Source organism: Flavobacterium sp. 21.1, assembly GCF_057801535.1.
In genome coordinates this window covers 566026-585679 of the sequence record NZ_JBYNXA010000002.1, presented here as the reverse complement: position 1 = coordinate 585679, position 19654 = coordinate 566026, and the positions used below count along the sequence as shown (strand labels likewise).

At 39.3% G+C, this 19654-nt stretch carries 21 protein-coding genes; 15 read left to right on the top strand and 6 right to left on the bottom strand.

Annotated elements, in window-relative coordinates; all coding sequences use genetic code 11:
* Nucleotides 1-12: 12 nt before the first annotated feature.
* Genes AC3E9U_RS05975 through ric form a run of 6 tightly spaced genes read right to left on the bottom strand, consistent with a single transcriptional unit; the run spans nucleotide 13 to nucleotide 5373 of the window.
* Entirely contained in the window at nucleotides 13-462 is a 450-nt protein-coding gene (locus AC3E9U_RS05975) for a CopD family protein (protein WP_488745992.1), read from the bottom strand.
* Nucleotides 459-1670: a hypothetical protein gene (locus AC3E9U_RS05970; protein ID WP_488745991.1), complete on the bottom strand. Its 1212-nt coding sequence runs from the start codon at nucleotides 1668-1670 to the stop codon at nucleotides 459-461. Before AC3E9U_RS05970 ends, AC3E9U_RS05975 begins: the two co-directional genes overlap by 4 nt.
* 2 nt (nucleotides 1671-1672) lie before the next feature.
* Nucleotides 1673-2389 (bottom strand): anaerobic ribonucleoside-triphosphate reductase activating protein, encoded by a 717-nt coding sequence (locus AC3E9U_RS05965; protein ID WP_488745990.1) that lies wholly within the window; start codon nucleotides 2387-2389, stop codon nucleotides 1673-1675.
* Nucleotides 2343-2507 (bottom strand): anaerobic ribonucleoside-triphosphate reductase, encoded by a 165-nt coding sequence (gene nrdD / locus AC3E9U_RS05960; protein WP_488745989.1) that lies wholly within the window; start codon nucleotides 2505-2507, stop codon nucleotides 2343-2345. Before nrdD ends, AC3E9U_RS05965 begins: the two co-directional genes overlap by 47 nt.
* Nucleotides 2494-4605 (bottom strand): ribonucleoside triphosphate reductase, encoded by a 2112-nt coding sequence (locus AC3E9U_RS05955; RefSeq protein ID WP_488745988.1) that lies wholly within the window; start codon nucleotides 4603-4605, stop codon nucleotides 2494-2496. Before AC3E9U_RS05955 ends, nrdD begins: the two co-directional genes overlap by 14 nt.
* Before the next feature lie 42 nt (nucleotides 4606-4647).
* Nucleotides 4648-5373, bottom strand: coding sequence for an iron-sulfur cluster repair di-iron protein (gene ric / locus AC3E9U_RS05950; RefSeq protein ID WP_488745987.1), 726 nt, complete (start codon nucleotides 5371-5373; stop codon nucleotides 4648-4650).
* A gap of 282 nt (nucleotides 5374-5655) precedes the next feature.
* On the opposite strand from ric, the gene AC3E9U_RS05945 reads away from it, so the two are divergent.
* The 15 genes from AC3E9U_RS05945 to AC3E9U_RS05875 all read left to right on the top strand — a co-directional run bounded on the left by AC3E9U_RS05945 (nucleotide 5656) and on the right by AC3E9U_RS05875 (nucleotide 19637).
* Complete coding sequence (locus AC3E9U_RS05945; protein WP_488745986.1) at nucleotides 5656-6090, top strand: c-type cytochrome; 435 nt, start codon at nucleotides 5656-5658, stop codon at nucleotides 6088-6090.
* Nucleotides 6091-6194: 104 nt separating this feature from the next.
* Nucleotides 6195-7595 carry a cbb3-type cytochrome c oxidase subunit I gene (locus tag AC3E9U_RS05940; RefSeq protein WP_488745985.1) on the top strand — a complete coding sequence of 467 codons (1401 nt, stop codon included), beginning with the start codon at nucleotides 6195-6197 and terminating at the stop codon, nucleotides 7593-7595.
* 117 nt (nucleotides 7596-7712) lie between these two features.
* Complete coding sequence (locus tag AC3E9U_RS05935; protein WP_488745984.1) at nucleotides 7713-8492, top strand: CbbQ/NirQ/NorQ/GpvN family protein; 780 nt, start codon at nucleotides 7713-7715, stop codon at nucleotides 8490-8492.
* 83 nt (nucleotides 8493-8575) lie between these two features.
* A complete protein-coding gene (locus tag AC3E9U_RS05930) occupies nucleotides 8576-10345 on the top strand; it encodes a nitric oxide reductase activation protein NorD (protein WP_488745983.1) in 1770 nt (589 codons plus the stop codon).
* Nucleotides 10346-10351: 6 nt separating this feature from the next.
* On the top strand, nucleotides 10352-11317 hold the full coding sequence (locus tag AC3E9U_RS05925) for a DUF438 domain-containing protein (protein ID WP_488745982.1): 966 nt from the start codon (nucleotides 10352-10354) through the stop codon (nucleotides 11315-11317).
* 15 nt (nucleotides 11318-11332) lie between these two features.
* A complete protein-coding gene (locus AC3E9U_RS05920; RefSeq protein WP_488745981.1) occupies nucleotides 11333-12031 on the top strand; it encodes a carbonic anhydrase in 699 nt (232 codons plus the stop codon).
* Nucleotides 12032-12036: 5 nt separating this feature from the next.
* Complete coding sequence (locus AC3E9U_RS05915) at nucleotides 12037-12618, top strand: cytochrome c oxidase subunit 3 (RefSeq protein ID WP_488745980.1); 582 nt, start codon at nucleotides 12037-12039, stop codon at nucleotides 12616-12618.
* 4 nt (nucleotides 12619-12622) lie between these two features.
* Nucleotides 12623-12865, top strand: a complete 243-nt coding sequence (locus AC3E9U_RS05910; protein WP_488745979.1) for a hypothetical protein — start codon at nucleotides 12623-12625, stop codon at nucleotides 12863-12865.
* Nucleotides 12866-13320: 455 nt separating this feature from the next.
* Nucleotides 13321-13812: a c-type cytochrome gene (locus AC3E9U_RS05905; protein WP_488745978.1), complete on the top strand. Its 492-nt coding sequence runs from the start codon at nucleotides 13321-13323 to the stop codon at nucleotides 13810-13812.
* A 60-nt stretch (nucleotides 13813-13872) separates the two neighbouring features.
* The gene (gene nosZ, locus AC3E9U_RS05900) at nucleotides 13873-15852 is read left to right on the top strand and encodes a Sec-dependent nitrous-oxide reductase (protein ID WP_488745977.1); all 1980 of its coding nucleotides are present in this window, start codon (nucleotides 13873-13875) and stop codon (nucleotides 15850-15852) included.
* A 59-nt stretch (nucleotides 15853-15911) separates the two neighbouring features.
* Nucleotides 15912-16496: a hypothetical protein gene (locus tag AC3E9U_RS05895; RefSeq protein WP_488745976.1), complete on the top strand. Its 585-nt coding sequence runs from the start codon at nucleotides 15912-15914 to the stop codon at nucleotides 16494-16496.
* A 10-nt stretch (nucleotides 16497-16506) separates the two neighbouring features.
* Nucleotides 16507-16938 carry a nitrous oxide reductase accessory protein NosL gene (locus AC3E9U_RS05890; RefSeq protein ID WP_488745975.1) on the top strand — a complete coding sequence of 144 codons (432 nt, stop codon included), beginning with the start codon at nucleotides 16507-16509 and terminating at the stop codon, nucleotides 16936-16938.
* Nucleotides 16935-18167: a nitrous oxide reductase family maturation protein NosD gene (locus tag AC3E9U_RS05885; RefSeq protein WP_488745974.1), complete on the top strand. Its 1233-nt coding sequence runs from the start codon at nucleotides 16935-16937 to the stop codon at nucleotides 18165-18167. Before AC3E9U_RS05890 ends, AC3E9U_RS05885 begins: the two co-directional genes overlap by 4 nt.
* Entirely contained in the window at nucleotides 18164-18886 is a 723-nt protein-coding gene (locus tag AC3E9U_RS05880) for an ABC transporter ATP-binding protein (protein WP_488745973.1), read from the top strand. Before AC3E9U_RS05885 ends, AC3E9U_RS05880 begins: the two co-directional genes overlap by 4 nt.
* A complete protein-coding gene (locus AC3E9U_RS05875) occupies nucleotides 18870-19637 on the top strand; it encodes an ABC transporter permease subunit (protein ID WP_488745972.1) in 768 nt (255 codons plus the stop codon). Before AC3E9U_RS05880 ends, AC3E9U_RS05875 begins: the two co-directional genes overlap by 17 nt.
* Nucleotides 19638-19654 lie beyond the last annotated feature (17 nt).

The window sequence follows — 19654 nt, the reverse complement described above, 5'->3', positions numbered from 1 at the left end:
AATTTATTCTTTTTAAATTCCTCCAAATCGTACAAATGATCCCATAATAACCATGATTACTCCGATTAAGGTTACTGAGATGATATGGAGACTCATTTCCGGTAATTTATTTTTGTTTTTTTCTAATTTCGGGATTACCCTGAACTGGGCGCTTAACGCGAAAAGTACCGTTGTGAACAGCAAGGCTAATTTTACGGAAACGACTTTTTCGATCGGTGTTTCAAAATGAAACCATTGTTCAATACTCACTCCGTATTTATAAGCCATCATAATTCCCGTGACAACCAACAAAACCAGAGCCGGCATACCGACAGGCTCATACTTCTTTTCGAAATTGAGAATAATCCGTTGATTTTTTTCTTTCAGGGCTCTCGGCAAATACGCAAATACGAGCAACAGATGCCCACCCACCCATATCGCGGCACATAGTAAATGGATGATTAACAAAAAGTGATGATTCATTTTAAACTGTTTTTCAGATTGGTATTGCTAAAGATGATCATTGTGATTCCGACTACCAGCCAAACACTGGAAATCAATAAATTCTGCTGATACATCGGTATGATCGTCAAATGAAAGAAGAGCGCTGCACCGTGGGCAAACAGTAGGAATTCGGTCAGTACAAAACCTAGAAGGAAAATTTTGATTCCATATTCCGAAAACCGGTTTCTGCGTTGAATAGCTTTTGAGTTCAGTAAATAACCAAGTAAAAATCCGGAAATAATCCCAAGCATGATCATGTGGATGAATCCGATGACGAAGTTTCTGATTTGATGTGAAAGCATTGCTATTTCTGGAAAAATGAGCGCCAATTGTATCAGCACTTTCATTCCTAAAGACAACAAGGCGAAACTGTATACTATCCTTTCGATTTCTTTCAATTTCGAATAAAATTCAACAAATTGTGGGCGTAATATCAATGCTAATTTCACAAAAGCGACCAATTGCACCACCACTCCCATTCCGTTTATCCATGTCAGTACCGGATTCGACACATACCAGCTTATCGGTAAAGCGAATGTAATTATGGTACCGGCAACCAGCCATCTGTAAAAGGAGAAGAAAGTAGGATTTTCAACTTTCAGTTTCATCTGATGGAACAATAAAGCCAACACGGCAATAATGAACCAGCCGTTAAACTGAAAATGGAGGAAAAACTGAATGGCTATCTGATAAAAAGCACTCGCTTTTCCCATTAAACCAACGGCAGGGCCCAAACACCAGATACCACAGGTGGATAAGACCATAAAAAACAATGCGGTTTTAAGCAGATACCTTTCGGCTAACGATTCGATTTGCTGGTATTTCCAGACCAGTCGGGCAAAATAATAACTGCAGAAAATATGCAGCGTCGAAAAAATAATGGAAAAAACGGCATAACCCTGTAACGGAAAAGCAATCATCATTCCGACAACCGCCAATTGGGTAACCCAGAAAAGACGATTGAATTTTTTCTCAGTTTCTTTATTTTTCGGGATCAGAAAATGATAGATCAACGCAAAAAGTGCCAGATAAACCCAGCCTAACATGGCAATGTGCGAATGCCCGTGCAGCAAAAAAAGGTAATTTATGCCGTTTACCGGCGCAACAGTCTGCAGACGCAACAGTAAACCCATCATGGCTGCAACCAAAAAATTTCCGAAACATATCAATATCCATCTCTTAAACATAATCAAGCTCTAAAGTTTACTTTTATCGTTTCCGTGCTGAAGAAGCTTTTTTCAATCTCACGTGATGATCGGGGCAAATCCCCAATCGTTTCAACATTGTTCACAAAGTGCTGAACAAAGTAGTTTCCGCTGTATTTTTTGTTTTCCAGGTAACTTACCATCGCATGAAGTTCCTGCTCATCAATTAAATCCGAATGAAAAGTGGTTCGCACTTCAAACGGAATTTTATACCGAAGTAATAAATGCAGTGATTCTTCAAAGGCCAAAAACAAATTGGTTTGGGTGATCCGGCGGAAGTTCATTTCAGTAGCTTTAAAATCCAAAGCCACATAATCAATTAAATTATTAATAATCAACCGCTCCAAAACCGATGGATTAGAGCCGTTGGTATCTATTTTAATAGCGAATCCCATCGCTTTTATCTGTTCTGCAAAAGGGATCAGGTTTTTATGCATCGTACATTCCCCTCCGCTAAGCACAACAGCGTCCAGCAAATCTTTTCTTGTAGCAAGAAAAGAAAGGGTTTCTTCAAATGAAATTTTGCCTTTCCCAAGTACAATTTCAGGATTATAACAATACAAACACCGCATATTACAGCCCGTAAACCATAGGATACAGGCCGATTTATGCGGATAGTCCAACAAACTAAACGGAGTTATGCTGAAAATCGCTTTAGCAGCATTTTCTTTCCATGAAATGGGTACGTTGACTGTGTTCACCTTTTTTACCGATATTAAAACTTTCAACAGGCCTGTGATAGCCCATTACTCGTGTATAGACCAGACATTTTGTTCTTAAATGCTTATTCTGCTCCAGGATTTCATTACTGTTCTTCATATAATTCATTTTTGTGGTTTTGAAGTAAGATATCATCACATTTAGGGCAGTACTCATGTTCTCCAGTTAAATAACCGTGTACCGGACAAACACTAAAAACAGGAGTAACAGTGATGTATGGCAATTTGAAATTCGTAAGGACTTTTTTCACGAACTGCTTGCAGGCTTCCGGCGAACTGATTTTTTCGCTCATGTAAAGGTGCAATACCGTTCCTCCCGTATACTGACACTGCAATTTGTCCTGCATCAATAAAGCTTCAAAGGGATCTTCGGTATAATCTACCGGAATCTGAGAACTGTTTGTGTAATAAATATTGTCGCCTATACCTGCCTGGAGAATATCCGAAAAACGTTTTCTGTCTTCTTTGGCAAAACGATAAGTGGTTCCTTCGGCCGGAGTGGCTTCCAAATTATACAAATTTCCTGTTTCTTCCTGAAACTCTTTCATTCTATTACGGATATGATCTAAAATCTCCATGCAGAACGTTATTCCAAAATCAGAAGTTATATCCAATTTATCAGACGTAAAATTGCGGATCATTTCGTTCATTCCGTTTACGCCGATGGTAGAAAAATGATTTCTGAAATGCGGCAGATAGCGCATCGTATAAGGATATAAACCGCGATCGTACATTTCCTGGATGAAATTTCTTTTCTTTTCTAAAGTCGATTTAGACAATTCAAGCAGCTTATCCAGTTGACTGAATAAGCTTTTTTTATCACCTTTGAATAAATAGCCTAACCGGGCCATATTAATGGTAACCACACCGATACTTCCGGTCATTTCTGCGCTTCCGAAAAGTCCGTTGCCGCGTTTCAGTAATTCCCTTAAATCTAGCTGCAGACGACAGCACATACTTCTCACCGCATTGGGTTTATAAGCGTTCGGATTTTCAACCCGGTTTCCGTTTTCATCCAACACATACTGACTTCCGATAAAATTCTGAAAATAAGACGATCCGATTTTAGCGGTGTTTTCAAACAGCAGATCCGTATTTTCTCCATTCCAGTCGAAATCCTCTGTAATATTTACGGTCGGAATCGGGAATGTGAAAGGCTGTCCGCTTGCATCGCCTTCGGTCATTACCGTGTAATAGGCTTTGTTGATCAGGTTCATTTCCGTCTGAAAATGTTCATAGCGCATTTCCGTTAATGTGGAAACTCCTCTTTCCTTGGCACGATCCAACAGGTTTTCATCTTCAATTTTGTCGAATAAATGCAAGTCGTTTTTGGTCGGAATCTGTTCTTTCAGATCCAAAGGTACTACCCAATCCAACGTGATATTGGTAAAAGGAGACTGTCCCCAACGTGCCGGAACATTCAGATTGTAAACAAAACTGCGCACCGCTTTCAGCACATCTTCGAAAGAAAGATTATCCTTAAAAACATAGGGTGCCAGATAAGTATCAAACGAACTGAAGGCCTGAGCACCCGCCCATTCACTTTGCAGAATTCCGAGGAAATTGGCCATCTGTCCCAAGGCTTCCCTGAAATGAGAAGGGGCTTTACTTTCCACACGACCACGAACACCGTTAAAACCATCGTTCAGAAGAACCCTTAGGCTCCATCCGGCACAATATCCGGTAAGGCAATCCAGATCGTGGATATGTACATCACCATTACGATGGGCATACCCTTCTTCTTTGCTGTATACTTTGTCCAGCCAATAATTCGCGATAATTTTCCCTGCCACATTATTAACCAAACCCGCATTGGAATACGATGTATTGGCATTGGCATTTATGCGCCAGTCCGTTTGACTGATATATTCTTCGATAGTTTGCGTGCTGTCCACATAGGTGGTATCATCGTTCAGGCCACTAACATGTTCACGCTGCATTTTTCTTGTATGACGAAACAGCATGAATGAGCGCATTACTGAAAAATACTCTTTCTGGAAAAGCGTTTTTTCGATCATGTCCTGAATTTCTTCAACCGCCCAGATGTCTTTGATTTCGATGGCCGTCATCACACTATCGAAAACACTCACATCGAACGGTATGGCAACACTATTAAAACTTTTTGCAATGGCATCCCTTATTTTGAAACTTTCAAAAGGTTTGTAATCTCCATTTCTCTTGATGACAAATTTTTCCATAACGTCCGATGGTATTGTGTTTTACTTTTGAAGTATAAATAATTAAATAGAAAGTGCCTTCTCTAACTCCTGTGCCTTGGGAAAAAGAATATTGTTTTCCAGATGAATGTGTTTGTGCAGATCCTGCTCAAATTCCTGTAACATAGCAAATGTCACTTTGTAAGTATTGCAGGCATCAGCAGGCGGCGTATAGTTATTTGTCAACTCCACGATTCTTCTGAAACGCTCGCCTTCCGCATCATGTTCGTGCTTCATCATTGCAATCGGATTATCAACCGTTCCAAAAGGCGGAATTGCAACCGGTTCATTGTTCATACTGGCTTTTACCAGTCTTTTTATGAACGGGAACAATATAAGCTCTTCCTTTTTCATGTGTTGCGCTAATTCGCCGGCACATCCTTTAAATAAAGTATTGATTTCGAAAAGTTCCGAATGGGCATTCCCGTGGACTTTACATAGTTTATCCAGGAATTGAAGTAATATTGGTGTTTTCTCTTCCACATAACGGTGATGTGTTTTTTCGATGTAGTCGATCAACAGGTCTGTGGGCCATGATTTGAAATCAATTCCCATATCTCCTTTTGTACTCATTATACTCGAAATCTCGTTTTGAATGATGGAAATATCCAGTCCTTTGGTCTGACATACTTCCTCTAAAGTCTTATGACCTTTGCAGCAAAAATCAATTCCGTATTTTGAAAAAATTGCGGCTGTTCTGAAATCTTCAGCTACAAACCCTCCTACCGTTTCTTGTTCAATCGCATTCATAATCAATCATTTTTAATTTATTTCACAAACAAAATTACATATTATTTTTAATAAAGGACAAAATTATCCTTTTTTATTTTCAACAGTACTTTTGGAAAAAAAATCTTCCGTAAGTTCTATCCAAATGGTCAATTTTTATATTATAAAATAAAGACGAATAAATTAATTGAAAAATGACATTTATCATATTGTTATAGCAAATCAAAACCGAGATTTGCACAATAAAGGACAAAAATGTCTTTTATTAAAATCAAATTATATAACTAATAAACACTAATCATTATGCTTTCAAAATCACAGGCCAGAGCATTTTTTTTAGGCGGAACCGTAGTCACATTTCTCGTCTTTATCGGATTGACCATCTACTCGTTTATGCCTTCTAATGATCAGTCCAATTATTCCAAAATTGACAAAAAGGTTGTTAGAGGAAAGGAAATCTGGGAATCAAACAATTGCATGGGCTGCCATACACTCTTGGGGGAAGGAGGCTACTATGCACCGGAACTTACAAAAGTAATTGACCGCCGCGGAGAAGGTTACGTAAAAGCGGTCCTTATGTCCCCAGTTCCATGGGCTCCGAAAGGAAGAAAAATGGTAAAATATAACATGAAAGAAGCGGATGCCGAAGCTGTTATTGCCTTTTTAAAATGGAACGGACAAATCAACCTGAACGGATTTGACAAAGTCATATCACCTCTAGCAAAGGATAATAATTAAAACATAACATTATGAAATCGCCATCAAAAACAAGGTTTGCAAAAGCAAACATATTCAAATAAAAGCGATACATATTTGACCGCTAACAAATAAATTTTACAAATATGAAATATAAATCACAAAAAGTAGCCTATTGGTTTTTCGGATTATGCATGTTGCTTCTATCATTGCAGATAATCTACGGATTCATCATGGGCTTCGCCAGAATTGGTTTTGACGGACTACACGAATTTATTCCGTTCAATACGGCCCGTGCGGTTCACACAAATCTTTTGGTAGTGTGGCTATTGACCGGTTTTATGGGAGCTGCCTACTATATTATTCCCGAAGAAGCACAACGCGAATTGGTCAATGTCAAACTGGCCTATGTCCAACTGATATCTTTGGCCGTTGTTGGTGTTGTTGCCGTTGTCGGATATCACTTCAACCATTGGGAAGGCCGAAAATTCCTTGAAATCCCAAGAGAACTAGACTTCCTTGTAGTAGTGAACGTTCTTTTATTCCTGGGACTGATTCTCGCCACCTTGTTCAAAGGAAAACAAAAAACAACCACATCCCTGGTTTTAACAATGGGTCTCCTATTTGCCGCGTTGCTTTATTTACCGGGGATGATTTGGTTTGACAGTCAGGTAATGGATTCTTTCTTCAGATGGTGGGTAGTTCACCTTTGGGTTGAAGGTGTTTGGGAACTGATTATGGGAGGAATCTTATCTTTCTTGTTAATCAAATTAACAGGTATTGACCGTGAGGTCATCGAAAAATGGTTGTACGTGATTGTTGGACTTACATTTCTTTCCGGATTATTAGGAACCGGTCACCACTACTACTTCATCGGAGTAAATAAAATCTGGTTGGTTGTAGGCGGAATCTTCTCAGCTCTTGAACCGTTGGCTTTTCTTGCGATGGCGTTATTTGCCGTAAATATGTACCGAAAAGGAGAAAAAGACCATCCGAACAAAATTGCATTATTCTGGACCATTGGAGCTTCCATTGTTTCATTCATCGGAGCCGGTATCTTAGGTTTCGCACACACATTACCGCAAACCAACCTGTACACACACGGAACTTTAGTAACAGCATCACACGGTCACTTGGCTTTCTGGGGCGCTTATGCCATGATTGTTTTGGCGATCATCAGTTATGCTTTACCAAACCTAACCGGACGTAAACGCTATAACAGTGCGCAAGGTAAATTAGCTTTCTGGCTATCGAACATTGGTATGCTTGGAATGACAGTAGCTTTCGGAGTAGCCGGCGTAGCTCAGGTATATATGGAACGAAAAATGAAAATGGATTTCATGGATGTTCAAAACGAAATCAGCATTCACTTTGTGGTTCTTATTCTTTGTGCGACGATGTTCACTGTGGGGATTTCTCTATTCATCTACGACTTCTTTAAACATGGAAAACCAACGGATGAAGCTTTGGAAAAAGAACCTAATCATGCACATTCCGGCAAAAAATTAAATAACGTACCAACTGCGAAAGCTGTTTTATCAGAATAAACAAACTAAATTATATATACGTTCATTTTTTTAACGAAACTCGTTCTGACGACTTACAGCAAACGTCACTGCCTGTAAGCATAAGAATGGGTTTCGTTTTTTAAAAACTGACTAATCATGATACAAACCATCCCCTATTATCAAGCTACAGGCAAAGAAGAAGATGTCTTCGAGCATGCCTTTAAAAATAAGATTCCACTGCTTTTGAAAGGACCAACCGGAACCGGAAAATCCCGTTTTATCGAATACATGTCGCATCAGTTGGACCAACGAATTATCACAATCAGTTGTCATGAGGAAACCTCGGCTACCGATTTAATCGGGCGTTTCATCATCAAAGGAGCGGAAACGGTTTGGATTGACGGTCCTTTAACCACAGCAGTTAAGGAAGGTGCAATAATCTATCTGGATGAAGTTGCCGAAGCCCGACCGGATGTCATTGTTGCCATTCACTCGCTTACCGATCACCGCCGCGAACTTTTCATCGACAAACTGGGAAAAACTGTAAAAGCGCACGACAATTTCATGCTGGTTGCTTCTTTCAATCCGGGTTACCAACGCGGATTCAAAGAACTGAAACCTTCTACCCGTCAGCGTTTTATTGCGCTTTCTTTCGAATATCCTGAAGCAAAAGTGGAAGCCCAAATTCTGGTAAACGAAACGCAAATTGACAGTGATATTGCCAAAAAACTGGTGAACATCGGAAATAAAATCAGAAATCTGACCGAATTAGGCTTAACCGAAACCGTTTCTACCCGTTTATTGGTTGATGCCGCAAAACTGATTCACAGCGGATTGCCAAAACGATTATCAGTTCACGTGGGCGTTGTGGAACCTTTAACAGATGACCTTCAGACGCTACAGGCTTTAAAAGATTTGTGCGATCTGATGATTTAGATAGCAGATAGCAGATAGCAGATAGCAAAAAAAAATGCTATGCTATTTCAAACACGGATTACTAATCACTAATTACTGAAAAAATGGGATTAGAACTAGACGAATTCCTCTACGGAAAAATCGTAAAATACTTCAAAAACAACAAAAAAACAGATGCCGAAACGCTCAGTAAAACTGTTTTTCTTTCCGATATCAAACCACGGTTAACGCTTTTGGCAACCGCATTGACCGGAAAATCCATTGAAATTTATCCGGCCGAACGTGAAGGCGGTTATAAAAACAACAACTTTTTCCTCCCCATATCTTTCTCAGCTTTACGCTCTTTTGAAGAGAATCTTTCTTTTTATCTCTTCCGGGTACTTTACCTCAGCGAACAAAAAGCGCTCGATCTGAACTGGACCGGCGAAGAACAGTCTTTACAAGTTTCACAAAAAAAAGCGTTGGAAACCGCTCCTCTGATTTTGGAAAAAATCTTCCGTGATTATCCGGTAACAAAAAAAATACACGAAACGATTTCCTCTTACTTTCATGAGAAAGCCACCGATAAAAACCCAGCCGACTTCTCCTGGCTCTATGGAAAGTGGATGAAAAACGATCCGGAAACAAAATCAGACAATCAACTGGAAAATTTTTCGGACAAGGTAAAAAACGCTCAGGACAAACCACCAAAAACCATTATTAAAGCCACCGCTGTTGAAGAGGTGATTACACTTGAAGTTGACAAAAAACAGCAGGAAGATTATGTGATGACGCATAACTTCGAGAAAGTGGAAACAGCCGATGAATTCAGTGGTTCCTGGCGAGACTTTGACGGTTCCGACGAATTGGAAGACCATCAGGATGCACTGGAGGAACTCAGCATGAAATTTACCGTTCGTGTGGATGATACCGCGCATTCGGTCTATCAGTCGGAATTCATTGAAAACACCACCATTTCCGAAAGTGCAGAAACCGATGAAAAAGGATTTCATTTAAAATATGACGAATGGGATTACAGCAAGCGCGCTTACAAAGAAAATTTCTGCAAAGTATATCCGAAAACACAACTGAAAACGGATGTCGATTATTATAAAAACACTATAAACAAAAACGCGTCTACTTTAACCGGGCTGCGAAAAATGCTGACCAATGTCAACAATAAAATGCAACAGCAACGCCGGCAAACGCAAGGCAATGAATTTGACATCGATGCTATTACCGATTTGTTTGCTGACGTAAATTCCAGAAGAACGCCTTCGGAAAACATTTACATCTCCAACCGGAAAAAAGAAAAAGACCTGTCCATTTTATTGCTTTTAGACATTAGTCTTTCCAGTGACAGTTATGCGGCCGGCAATCGAGTTTTAGATGTAGAAAAAGAAGTTTCCATTTTATTTGGGGAAATTCTGAATGAATTCAACATCGATTTTTCAATCGACAGTTTTTATTCCAAAACGCGAAACTACGCTTCCTATCTCACGCTGAAAGATTTTGACGAAAACTGGAATACGGCCAGACATAAAATCGGTGCGGTCTCTCCAAGCGGATATACCCGGATCGGTGCCGCCTTACGTCACGCAGGAGCCCGAATGGACACGAGAAAAACCAAAAACAAATGGATTATTCTTATTTCGGACGGAAAACCAAACGACTTCGACAAATACGAAGGAAAACACGGCATCAATGATGTGAAACAGGCCTTGCGGGAGCTTAACGAACGAAATATCAACTCCTATGCTCTGGCCATTGAGGCACAGGCGAAATATTATTTACCGCAGATGTTCGGACAAAATCACTATCAGATTCTGACCACGCCGGTGGAACTTTTACAATCGCTGGTGAAATTATACGAAAAGATCAAACATCAAAAATAACTTATCATGAATGACACTCACAATAAAACACCCTTCCCTGAAGGACATCCGGTGCACACCTATTTTCAGGAAACCGACATAATTCACAAATTACTGGAAGAATTGGCCGTCACAAATCCGATGACCGAAGCGCAGAAATTCTTCAATGTTTTCAATGAACTGCATACAATCGAAAAACGTTTTCAGCGAAAAGAAAACCAACTTTTCCCATTTCTGGAAAAACGCGGTTGGAACGGACCATCACAAGGCATGTGGTCATTTCATGATAACTTACGCGAACAATTCCGAATGTTTCGTAAAGACATTGATAATAAGGAGTATGAAATCATAAAAACCAACAGAGCCTATTTGATCAATGGGATATACCGATTGATGCAGATCGAAGAAACAGTTCTGTTTCCCAATGCATTGGATATTTTAACCGATGCCGATTGGATTGAAATGCGTTCCGGAGAAGAAGAAATTGGCTGGATGTTACCGAAAGAACCAGCAGCCTATCCTAAGGAGGAATATGTACATCCGAGTCAGGATTTCACCAACAGGGAAATGAGCTTTTCGTTGGAAAACACAACGCATTACGACGAAGGTTATATGACTGTGGAACAAGTGAATCTGCTTTTAAAAACCATGCCTTTAGATATTACTTATGTGGATGAAAATGACAAAGTGATTTTCTACAATCGCGGAGAAGAACGAGTCTTTCCGAGAAGCGCCGGTATCATTGGCCGTGAAGTACGTTTTTGCCATCCGCCGAAAAGTGTGGGAACCGTACTGGAAATTCTGGATAAATTCCGAAAAGGCGAACAACACGAATCTTCGTTTTGGATCAACTTTAAAGACCGTCTGATTTACATTCGTTATTTCGCGGTTCGTGATGCGCAAAAAAATTACAAAGGAGTAATTGAAATGTCTCAGGACATTACCGAGATCAAGAACATCGAAGGCGAAAAACGCCTGTTGGATTGGAAATAACCAAACACTAGTACGATGAAGAATCCTAAAAAAACAAGCTCCTTTATTTCCTCATGGCTTACAAAAATTGCCATGGTTTTCCTTGCGGTTTTCTTTATGGAATTCAGTGAACGGGACAAAATTGCACCCGAAGTCCTTTCGCCCGAAGACGCTCATAACGAACTTATTTACGGAAACAATCGCTTTTTGGATGGTGAGATGATTTACACCGATTATCATGAACAGATTCAAAAAACAAAAAAAGGACAGCATCCGCATAGTTTTGTTCTGAGTTGCATCGATTCACGCGTTCCACCGGAAATTATTTTCGATCAGGGAATAGGGAATTTATTTGTTGCACGGGTAGCCGGAAATGTGGAAGACGACAATATTTTGGGAAGTATGGAATATGCCGTGGAAGTCAAGCACACCAAACTAATTTTGGTTTTAGGACACAGTCACTGCGGCGCGGTTCAGGGCGCGATAGACAATGTCAAACTCGAACATTTGACCCAACTTACCGAACAAATTAAGCCGGCTTTCAGCAAACATAACACCTATCCTATTCCGGAACACATTGCCGAGGAGACTTCGAAACTCAACGTAAAATTGACGATGAAACATATTTATGAAAGCAGTTCTACGATAAAACATCACGTAGACGAAGGCAAAGTAAAAATTGTAGGAGCCTATTACGATATTCATACCGGGCAGGTTCACTTTTTAAAAAATTAAATAAAATGAAAACGGCTAAAATCGATTATAAGAACATCTATTATCCTCCGGGCGGCATTTTGATCTGGATCATTATCTTTTTGGAACTGCTGACATTCGGCATGGCACTGATCGCCTTTGTTCATGACGGAACGAAAAACCATGAAATCTTCCATCAATCGCGTCTTCACCTGAATGCAACTTTAGGTCTAATTAATACTATTTTCCTTTTGACCAGCGGTTTTTTCATGGCTAAGGCGGTTCATGAATTTGAATGCAACAATATTTCAAAAGCATCCGTATTTATGAAAATTACTGCTTTGGGTGGATTACTTTTCATAGTCGTGAAGTTCTTTGAATATTCTATTAAAATTGACTCCGGACTTACACCAGAAACCAACAGTTTTTATATGTATTACTGGTTACTTACCGCTTTCCATCTTATTCACGTCATTGTCGGATTAGTAATCATTCTTTGGACGAATTACAGTATGAAAAAAATAAATACCACTACCGAAGCTGAAGACGTGAAAACATGTGCAACTTTTTGGCATATGTGTGATTTGATTTGGTTGCTATTATTCCCAATCCTATACCTAATCTTCTAAAAAAATGAAAATTACAAAAGAACATACTTTCCTTGCTTTATTGACAATGACTGTATTCTCCGGTTTCCTGGCTACGAAAACAAAAACTGAAACCACTGTGCTTCTGTGGCTATTACTTCTTTGGGCTGGCAAGTTCCTATTGGTCGCATTCGATTTTATGGAAGTGAAAAAAGCCAATATTTTCTGGAAAGTAAGTCTTGGGTTTCTTTTAATAATTATACTGACAACTATTTTACTCCTTTTTTGATTTTTTTTTTGCAAACCTGACAAATATCATGTCAATAAAGGATAAAATTATCTTATTTAGTACTGTTAATTGAAATCTATGTATAAACCAATTTAATAAACTTTTAGGGATGCCTAAATCTGGATTTGGTGTTACTAAAATCAGAGAAAAGTTTTTTAGTTAAGAAGTGCACATTTTGAAATTTTCTTCTCTGATCATACAGAAAATATGGTGTTTAGTCAGGCAGCATATGAGGCAATTCCAAATTACAAAACCCAACTTTACTGCAGTTGGAAATCAGGTTAGATTGGTTAAAAAAGTCCTGCTTTTGTCAAGGCAGGGCTTTTTCAAAATAAATATAATTTTTTAAGAAAAATTTTAAAAATACAACAACTTAAGACCCTATATTATGATTATAATCATAAAAAATTCATAAATATATTTTTACATTTGAATAAACCTTAAACACTCAAAACATGAACAAGTTTTCAATTTTAGCCATCATTTTCAGCGTTTTTTTTGCCTCATGTGGAGGAGATAAATCAAAAAAAGAGCAGGACGCTTCCCAACCTGCCGCGGAAGAAACCAGTACAGCTGCTGCAGCTACTGATCCATCAACTTACGACCCACACAGAGGAGAAGGAAAATATTCAAAGGTAGATTTCGGACCTTCACTAGATCAGGCCATGGCCAAAAAAGGAGAAGACGTAGCGGCTGTAAAATGTACATCCTGCCATAAACCGACGGATGAAAAATTAGTAGGCCCCGGATGGAAAGGGGTAACCGAAAGAAGAAAACCGGAATGGATCATGAACTTTATCACCAATCCGGATCCGATGATCGACAAAGATCCTGCAGTCCAGGCACAACTTGAAATCTGTTTGGTTAGAATGCCAAACCAAGGTCTTGCAGATGATGAAGCCAGAAGTATCTTAGAATATATGCGCAAAAATGACGGCGTAAAATAAGTCAGACACAATCCGCTCAAGGAAAATGGATGGCAAAATCTTAATTTAAACTTGCAAACAATGAAAAATACCTTTGTAAAAGCAGTTGCACTAATTGCTTTAGGGAGTGCTTTTATGACTACTTCCTGCAAACCAAAAAATTCCGGTGATGCCGTAAGTGGCGATGCTGCTGAGAAAGCATATGTCGCTCCCGGTAAATATGACGAATTTTACAATTTCGTTTCCGGAGGTTTTAGCGGACAGCTAAGCGTTTACGGTCTACCCAGCGGAAGGTTATTCCGCGTAATCCCGGTTTTCTCTGTTGATCCTGAAAAGGGTTGGGGATATAGTGAGGAAACCAAACCAATGCTTAATACCTCACAAGGTTTTGTGCCTTGGGACGATTTGCACCATACGGAAATGTCACAAACTAACGGAGAAGTTGACGGCCGATGGGTTTTTGCCAATGCAAACAACACACCACGTATCGGACGTGTGGATTTAAAAACTTTCAGAACTGCTGAGATTCTTGAATTACCAAACAGCGGTGGTAACCACTCCTCGCCTTTCATCACCGAAAATACCGAATATGTGGTTGCAGGAACACGTTTCAGCGTACCGGCAGACTATGCAAACGGTGACGTTCCAATTAATACTTATAAAGAAAATTTTAAAGGACACATCAGTTTTGTAAAAGTTGGAAAAGAAGGTCAAATGGACTTATCCTTCCAAATCGTTACACCGGGTGTAAACTTTGACCTTTCCCACGCCGGAAAAGGAAAATCACACGGATGGTTCTTCTTCTCCTGCTATAACACAGAACAGGCCAATACACTGTTAGAAGTTAACGCGTCTCAAAAAGACAAAGACTTCATCATGGCGGTGAACTGGAAAAAAGCGGAAGAATATATTAAAGCCGGTAAAGGGAAAAAACAGTCTGTAAAATATGCGCACAACACATGGGATGAAAAAACACATACCGCAAAATCAGAGATCAAAACAGAAGTACTGGTTTTAGATTCTGCCGAATTAAAAGACATCTGCTACATGATTCCGTGTCCGAAATCACCGCATGGTTGTGATGTTGACCCAACAGGAGAATACATCGTTGGTTCCGGTAAATTAGCTGCCTTGATTCCTGTATTCAGTTTTGACAAAATGCAGTCTGCTATTGCGAAAAAACAATTTGAAGGCGATTACGGAGGAATTCCGGTGATCAAATATGAAGCTGCTCTTCACGGAGAAGTACAAAAACCGGGATTAGGTCCGTTACACACCGAATTCGACGGAAAAGGAAATGCTTATACAACTTTCTTCGTTTCATCGGAAGTGGTTAAATGGGATATCAAATCGCTGAAAGTATTAGACAGAGCTCCGACTTACTATTCAGTAGGGCACCTTTGTATCCCTGGAGGTGACAGTAAAAAACCATATGGAAAATACCTGATCGCTTACAACAAAATAACAAAAGACCGCTATTTACCGACAGGTCCTGAATTAGCACAAAGTGCCCAGATTTACGACATCAGCGGTGATAAAATGAAAATGATCCTGGATTTCCCTACCATTGGTGAGCCACACTATGCTCAGGCGGCACCGGCAGATCTGATTAGAAATAACGGACAGTTGAAGTTCTTTAAAATCAATGATAACAATCACCCTTATGTAACCAAGGGAGAAAAAGAATCTAAGGTTGTGAGAGAAGGAAACAAAGTGCATGTTTATATGACTTCCATTCGATCTCACTTTGCGCCGGATAACATTGAAGGTATCAAACTGGGTGATGAAGTATATTTCCACGTAACAAATCTTGAACAGGATTGGGATGTACCGCACGGATTTGCCATCAAAGGCGCTGATAATGGAGAATTACTGATCATGCCGGGCGAAACTACAACCTTAAAATGGGTTCCGAAAAAAGTGGGTATGTTCCCGATGTACTGTACCGACTTCTGTAGTGCACTGCACCAGGAAATGTCAGGATATGTCCGCGTTTCCCCTGCCGGAAGCAATGTACCGATTTCCTTTAGTGTAGGAACAAATGTTCCTGCTTCGAAATAGCTTAACAAAATAAAAAAGGGGCAGCGTTAAGTTGTCCTTTTTTTTAAATCTCTTACCAGATGTCAGCAAAAATCTCAATACTATCAAAAGTCTTACTTTTGATTATCGCTGCTTTGCTTGTTGGGTCATTATTTGTACCGATGTGGCAAATTGAACTAAATGCACCTCAGTATCCTGAAGGATTGGTTTTAAAATTACATGCAAATAAAATTGGTGGAGATGTTGATATTATTAACGGATTGAACCACTATATAGGTATGGCGACTTTACATACCGAAAATTTTATCGAATTTAAAATATTACCTTATATCATCGGAGGTTTAGCCCTTTTTTCACTTCTGACTATTTTCATTGCAAAACGAAAAGCCGTATTACTTTTTTTAATAACTTACATCTTATTTGTAATCTTGGCCGGAATCGATTTTTACCGCTGGAATTACCAATATGGTCACAATCTGGATCCGAACGCTGCAATAAAAGTTCCCGGCATGGCTTATCAGCCACCACTTATAGGCTACAAACAATTGTTGAATTTCGGTGCCTATTCCATTCCCGATACCGGTGGTTGGATGCTAACCGCAGTGGGACTGTTACTCATCATAGTTGTTTTGAAGGAGTTTGATTTATTTAAAAAGAAAAAATAAATATCCATTTATGAAACGAGTTGCATTGATTCTTTTTACCATGTTCATTTTGAATTCGTGCAGTTCAAATGAATCGAAACCGATAAAACTGAATTCCGATAGTTGCGATAATTGCAAAATGACTATTTCAAATGGAAAATTCGGTGCCGAACTGATTACGGAGAAGGGACGGAACTACAAGTTCGATGATATTCACTGTATGGTCCAATTCGCCAAATCCGGAACACCAGTTCCCGCAAAAGCTTTTTACATCAGTGATTATTTAAAGGACAACTCGTTGATTCCCGCAGAAAAAGCATTCTATCTGAAAGGCGGAAATATCAGCAGTCCCATGAGAGGAAACACGGCGGCTTTTTCCACCCAAAAGGAAGCAGGTGAATACAAAACAAAACTGAATGCAACCTCAGTAACCTGGGATGAAATTTATAATTCATTTGAATGAAAATCCTCTTTTTAGCATATTTCCTTTCCCTTTCACTATTGTGTCAGGCCAGAACTTTATCGGTTGGAAGCAATCACCCTTTAAAGAGTATTAAAGCTGCAATAGCACAATCCGTTGATGGAGACACTATTGTCGTAAACGGCGGAATTTACAAAGAAGGACGGATTCTTATAAACAAACAAATCATTCTGATTGGGAAAAACTTTCCGGTACTTGACGGTCAGCATAAATCTGAAGTCGTATCCATAAGTGCAGATAAAGTTGTTCTTCAGGGTTTCAAAATCATCAATTCCGGTCACGCCGCCTTAGAAGATCCTTGTGGAGTAAGGGTTTATGACAGAAATAATGTGGTAATCAAGAACAATATCCTCGACAACAATTTCTTCGGCATTTATATTCAGAATGGAAAAAACTGCATCATTAAAAACAATGTAGTCAGAGCCTATGGCAAACAAGAACAACTGATCGGAAACGGAATACACTGCTGGAAAAGTGAAAACCTGCAGATAGTTGCCAATAAAATATCAGGGCATCGCGACGGGATCTATTTTGAATTTGTGACCAACTCGGTCATTTGGCGAAATACTTCCTTCCAGAATATTCGCTACGGATTGCATTTTATGTTCTCCAACGATGATGCCTACATAACCAATATTTTTAAAAACAATGGCGCGGGTGTCGCAGTGATGTTCACCAAAAACGTAAAAATGTTCAACAATTATTTTGAAGAAAACTGGGGTGATTCGGCTTATGGTTTATTGCTCAAAGAAATTGCAGACAGTTATATTTACAACAATCGATTTTCGCGAAATACTTCCGGAATTTATATGGAAGGAACTTCCCGCATCAAAGTGGAAAAGAATGTTTTCAAATCCAACGGCTGGGGAATGAAAATCCAGGCGAGCTGTATGGACAATGAAATCGTTAATAACAATTACCTGAAAAACACTTTTGACATCAGTACGAACGGAAGTTTGGTTCTAAACACGTTTAACAGTAATTATTGGGACAAATACGAAGGTTATGATTTAGACAAAAACGGCGTTGGCGATGTTCCGTATCATCCGCTGAGTTTATTTGCCGTGTTAACTGAATCCAGCCCGTCCACCATGTTGTTGTACCGAAGTTTCATGATTACGCTATTAGACAAATCTGAAAAGGTATTACCTAGTATAACGCCGGATAATTTTATAGACAATACGCCATTAATGAAGTCCCTGCCATTATGATAAACATCAAAGATTTAAATAAGAAATTCGGAAAATTAGACGTGCTGAAAAGTGTCGACCTTACCTGTGACAAAGGTGAGTGTATCGCACTTATCGGTCCGAACGGCTGTGGAAAAACGACCCTTATAAAATCCGTTTTAGGAATGGTTGTACCGGATAAAGGGACGATCCTATTTGACGGAAAATCGATTCACAACGAATATCACTATCGGGAGAAAATCGGCTATATGCCACAAATAGGGCGCTATCCTGACAATATGACCATCGGACAGGTCATTACGATGATAAAGCAAATCAGAAACACCGATCAGGAATTGGATGAAGATCTGCTGAAAGCTTTTCAGTTAGAAAAAATGTTCAACAAACAAATGCGAACATTGTCCGGCGGAACCACGCAAAAAGTGAGTGCTACTTTAGCCTTTTTATTCAATCCCGATGTATTGATTTTGGATGAACCGACCGCTGGTTTAGACCCTTTAGCTTCGGAAATCCTGAAAGATAAAATTATAAAGGAAAAGAAAAAAGGAAAACTGATTCTGATCACTTCCCACCTGCTCAGTGAATTGGACGATCTGATTACGGAACTGATTTTCATGCAGGAAGGAAGCGTTTTTTTCCATAAAAAAGTCGAGGAACTTAAATTGGAAACCAACGAGCATAAAATATCAAAAGCAGTGGCTAAAATTTTAAAGAGTACGAAAAATGAACAGGATAATTAAGATCATTTTACTGGATATCGTCAAAAACAAAATTGTTTTAGGCTATACGGTTATTCTGGCGATTCTTTCCTGGAGTTCGTTTGCTTTGGAAGACAATTCCGCGAAAGGCTTACTTACAATTCTGAATGTGATATTATTTACCGTTCCCTTAGTATCAATACTTTTTGCAACCATCTATCTCTATAACCAAGCCGAATTTATTGAGCTCTTGCTCAGTCAGCCCGTAAAGCGTCAGAAAATATGGTATAGTCTTTTTATCGGTTTGGCTTCATCAATGGTATATTCGTTCATCATTGGAGCCGGAATTCCATTGTTGGTGAATTCACCGGACATGACAGGTATTATGATGATAATTATCGGATGTATGATTTCGGTTATTTTCGTAGCGCTGGCTTTCTTGAGTTCCATTCTCACCAGGGACAAAGCCAAAGGCATCGGAATAGCTATCATGATGTGGCTATATTTCGCTTTGTTGTTTGACGGCATTGTATTGTTCTTATTATTTCAACTGGAAGATTACCCGATCGAAAGCGCAATGGTAGGATTAACCGCGCTGAGCCCGATAGATCTGGCTCGGATTCAAATACTCCTGCATCTTGATGTTTCAGCAATGATGGGCTATACCGGAGCTATTTTTAAAGATTTCTTCGGCAATACAGCTGGTCTTTTTGTTTCGTTTTTATTGTTATGCTTATGGGCGATCATTCCGTTTTTTATTTCGCTGAAAAAATTCAACCGAAAAGACTTATAAGAATGTCGGAACAAATT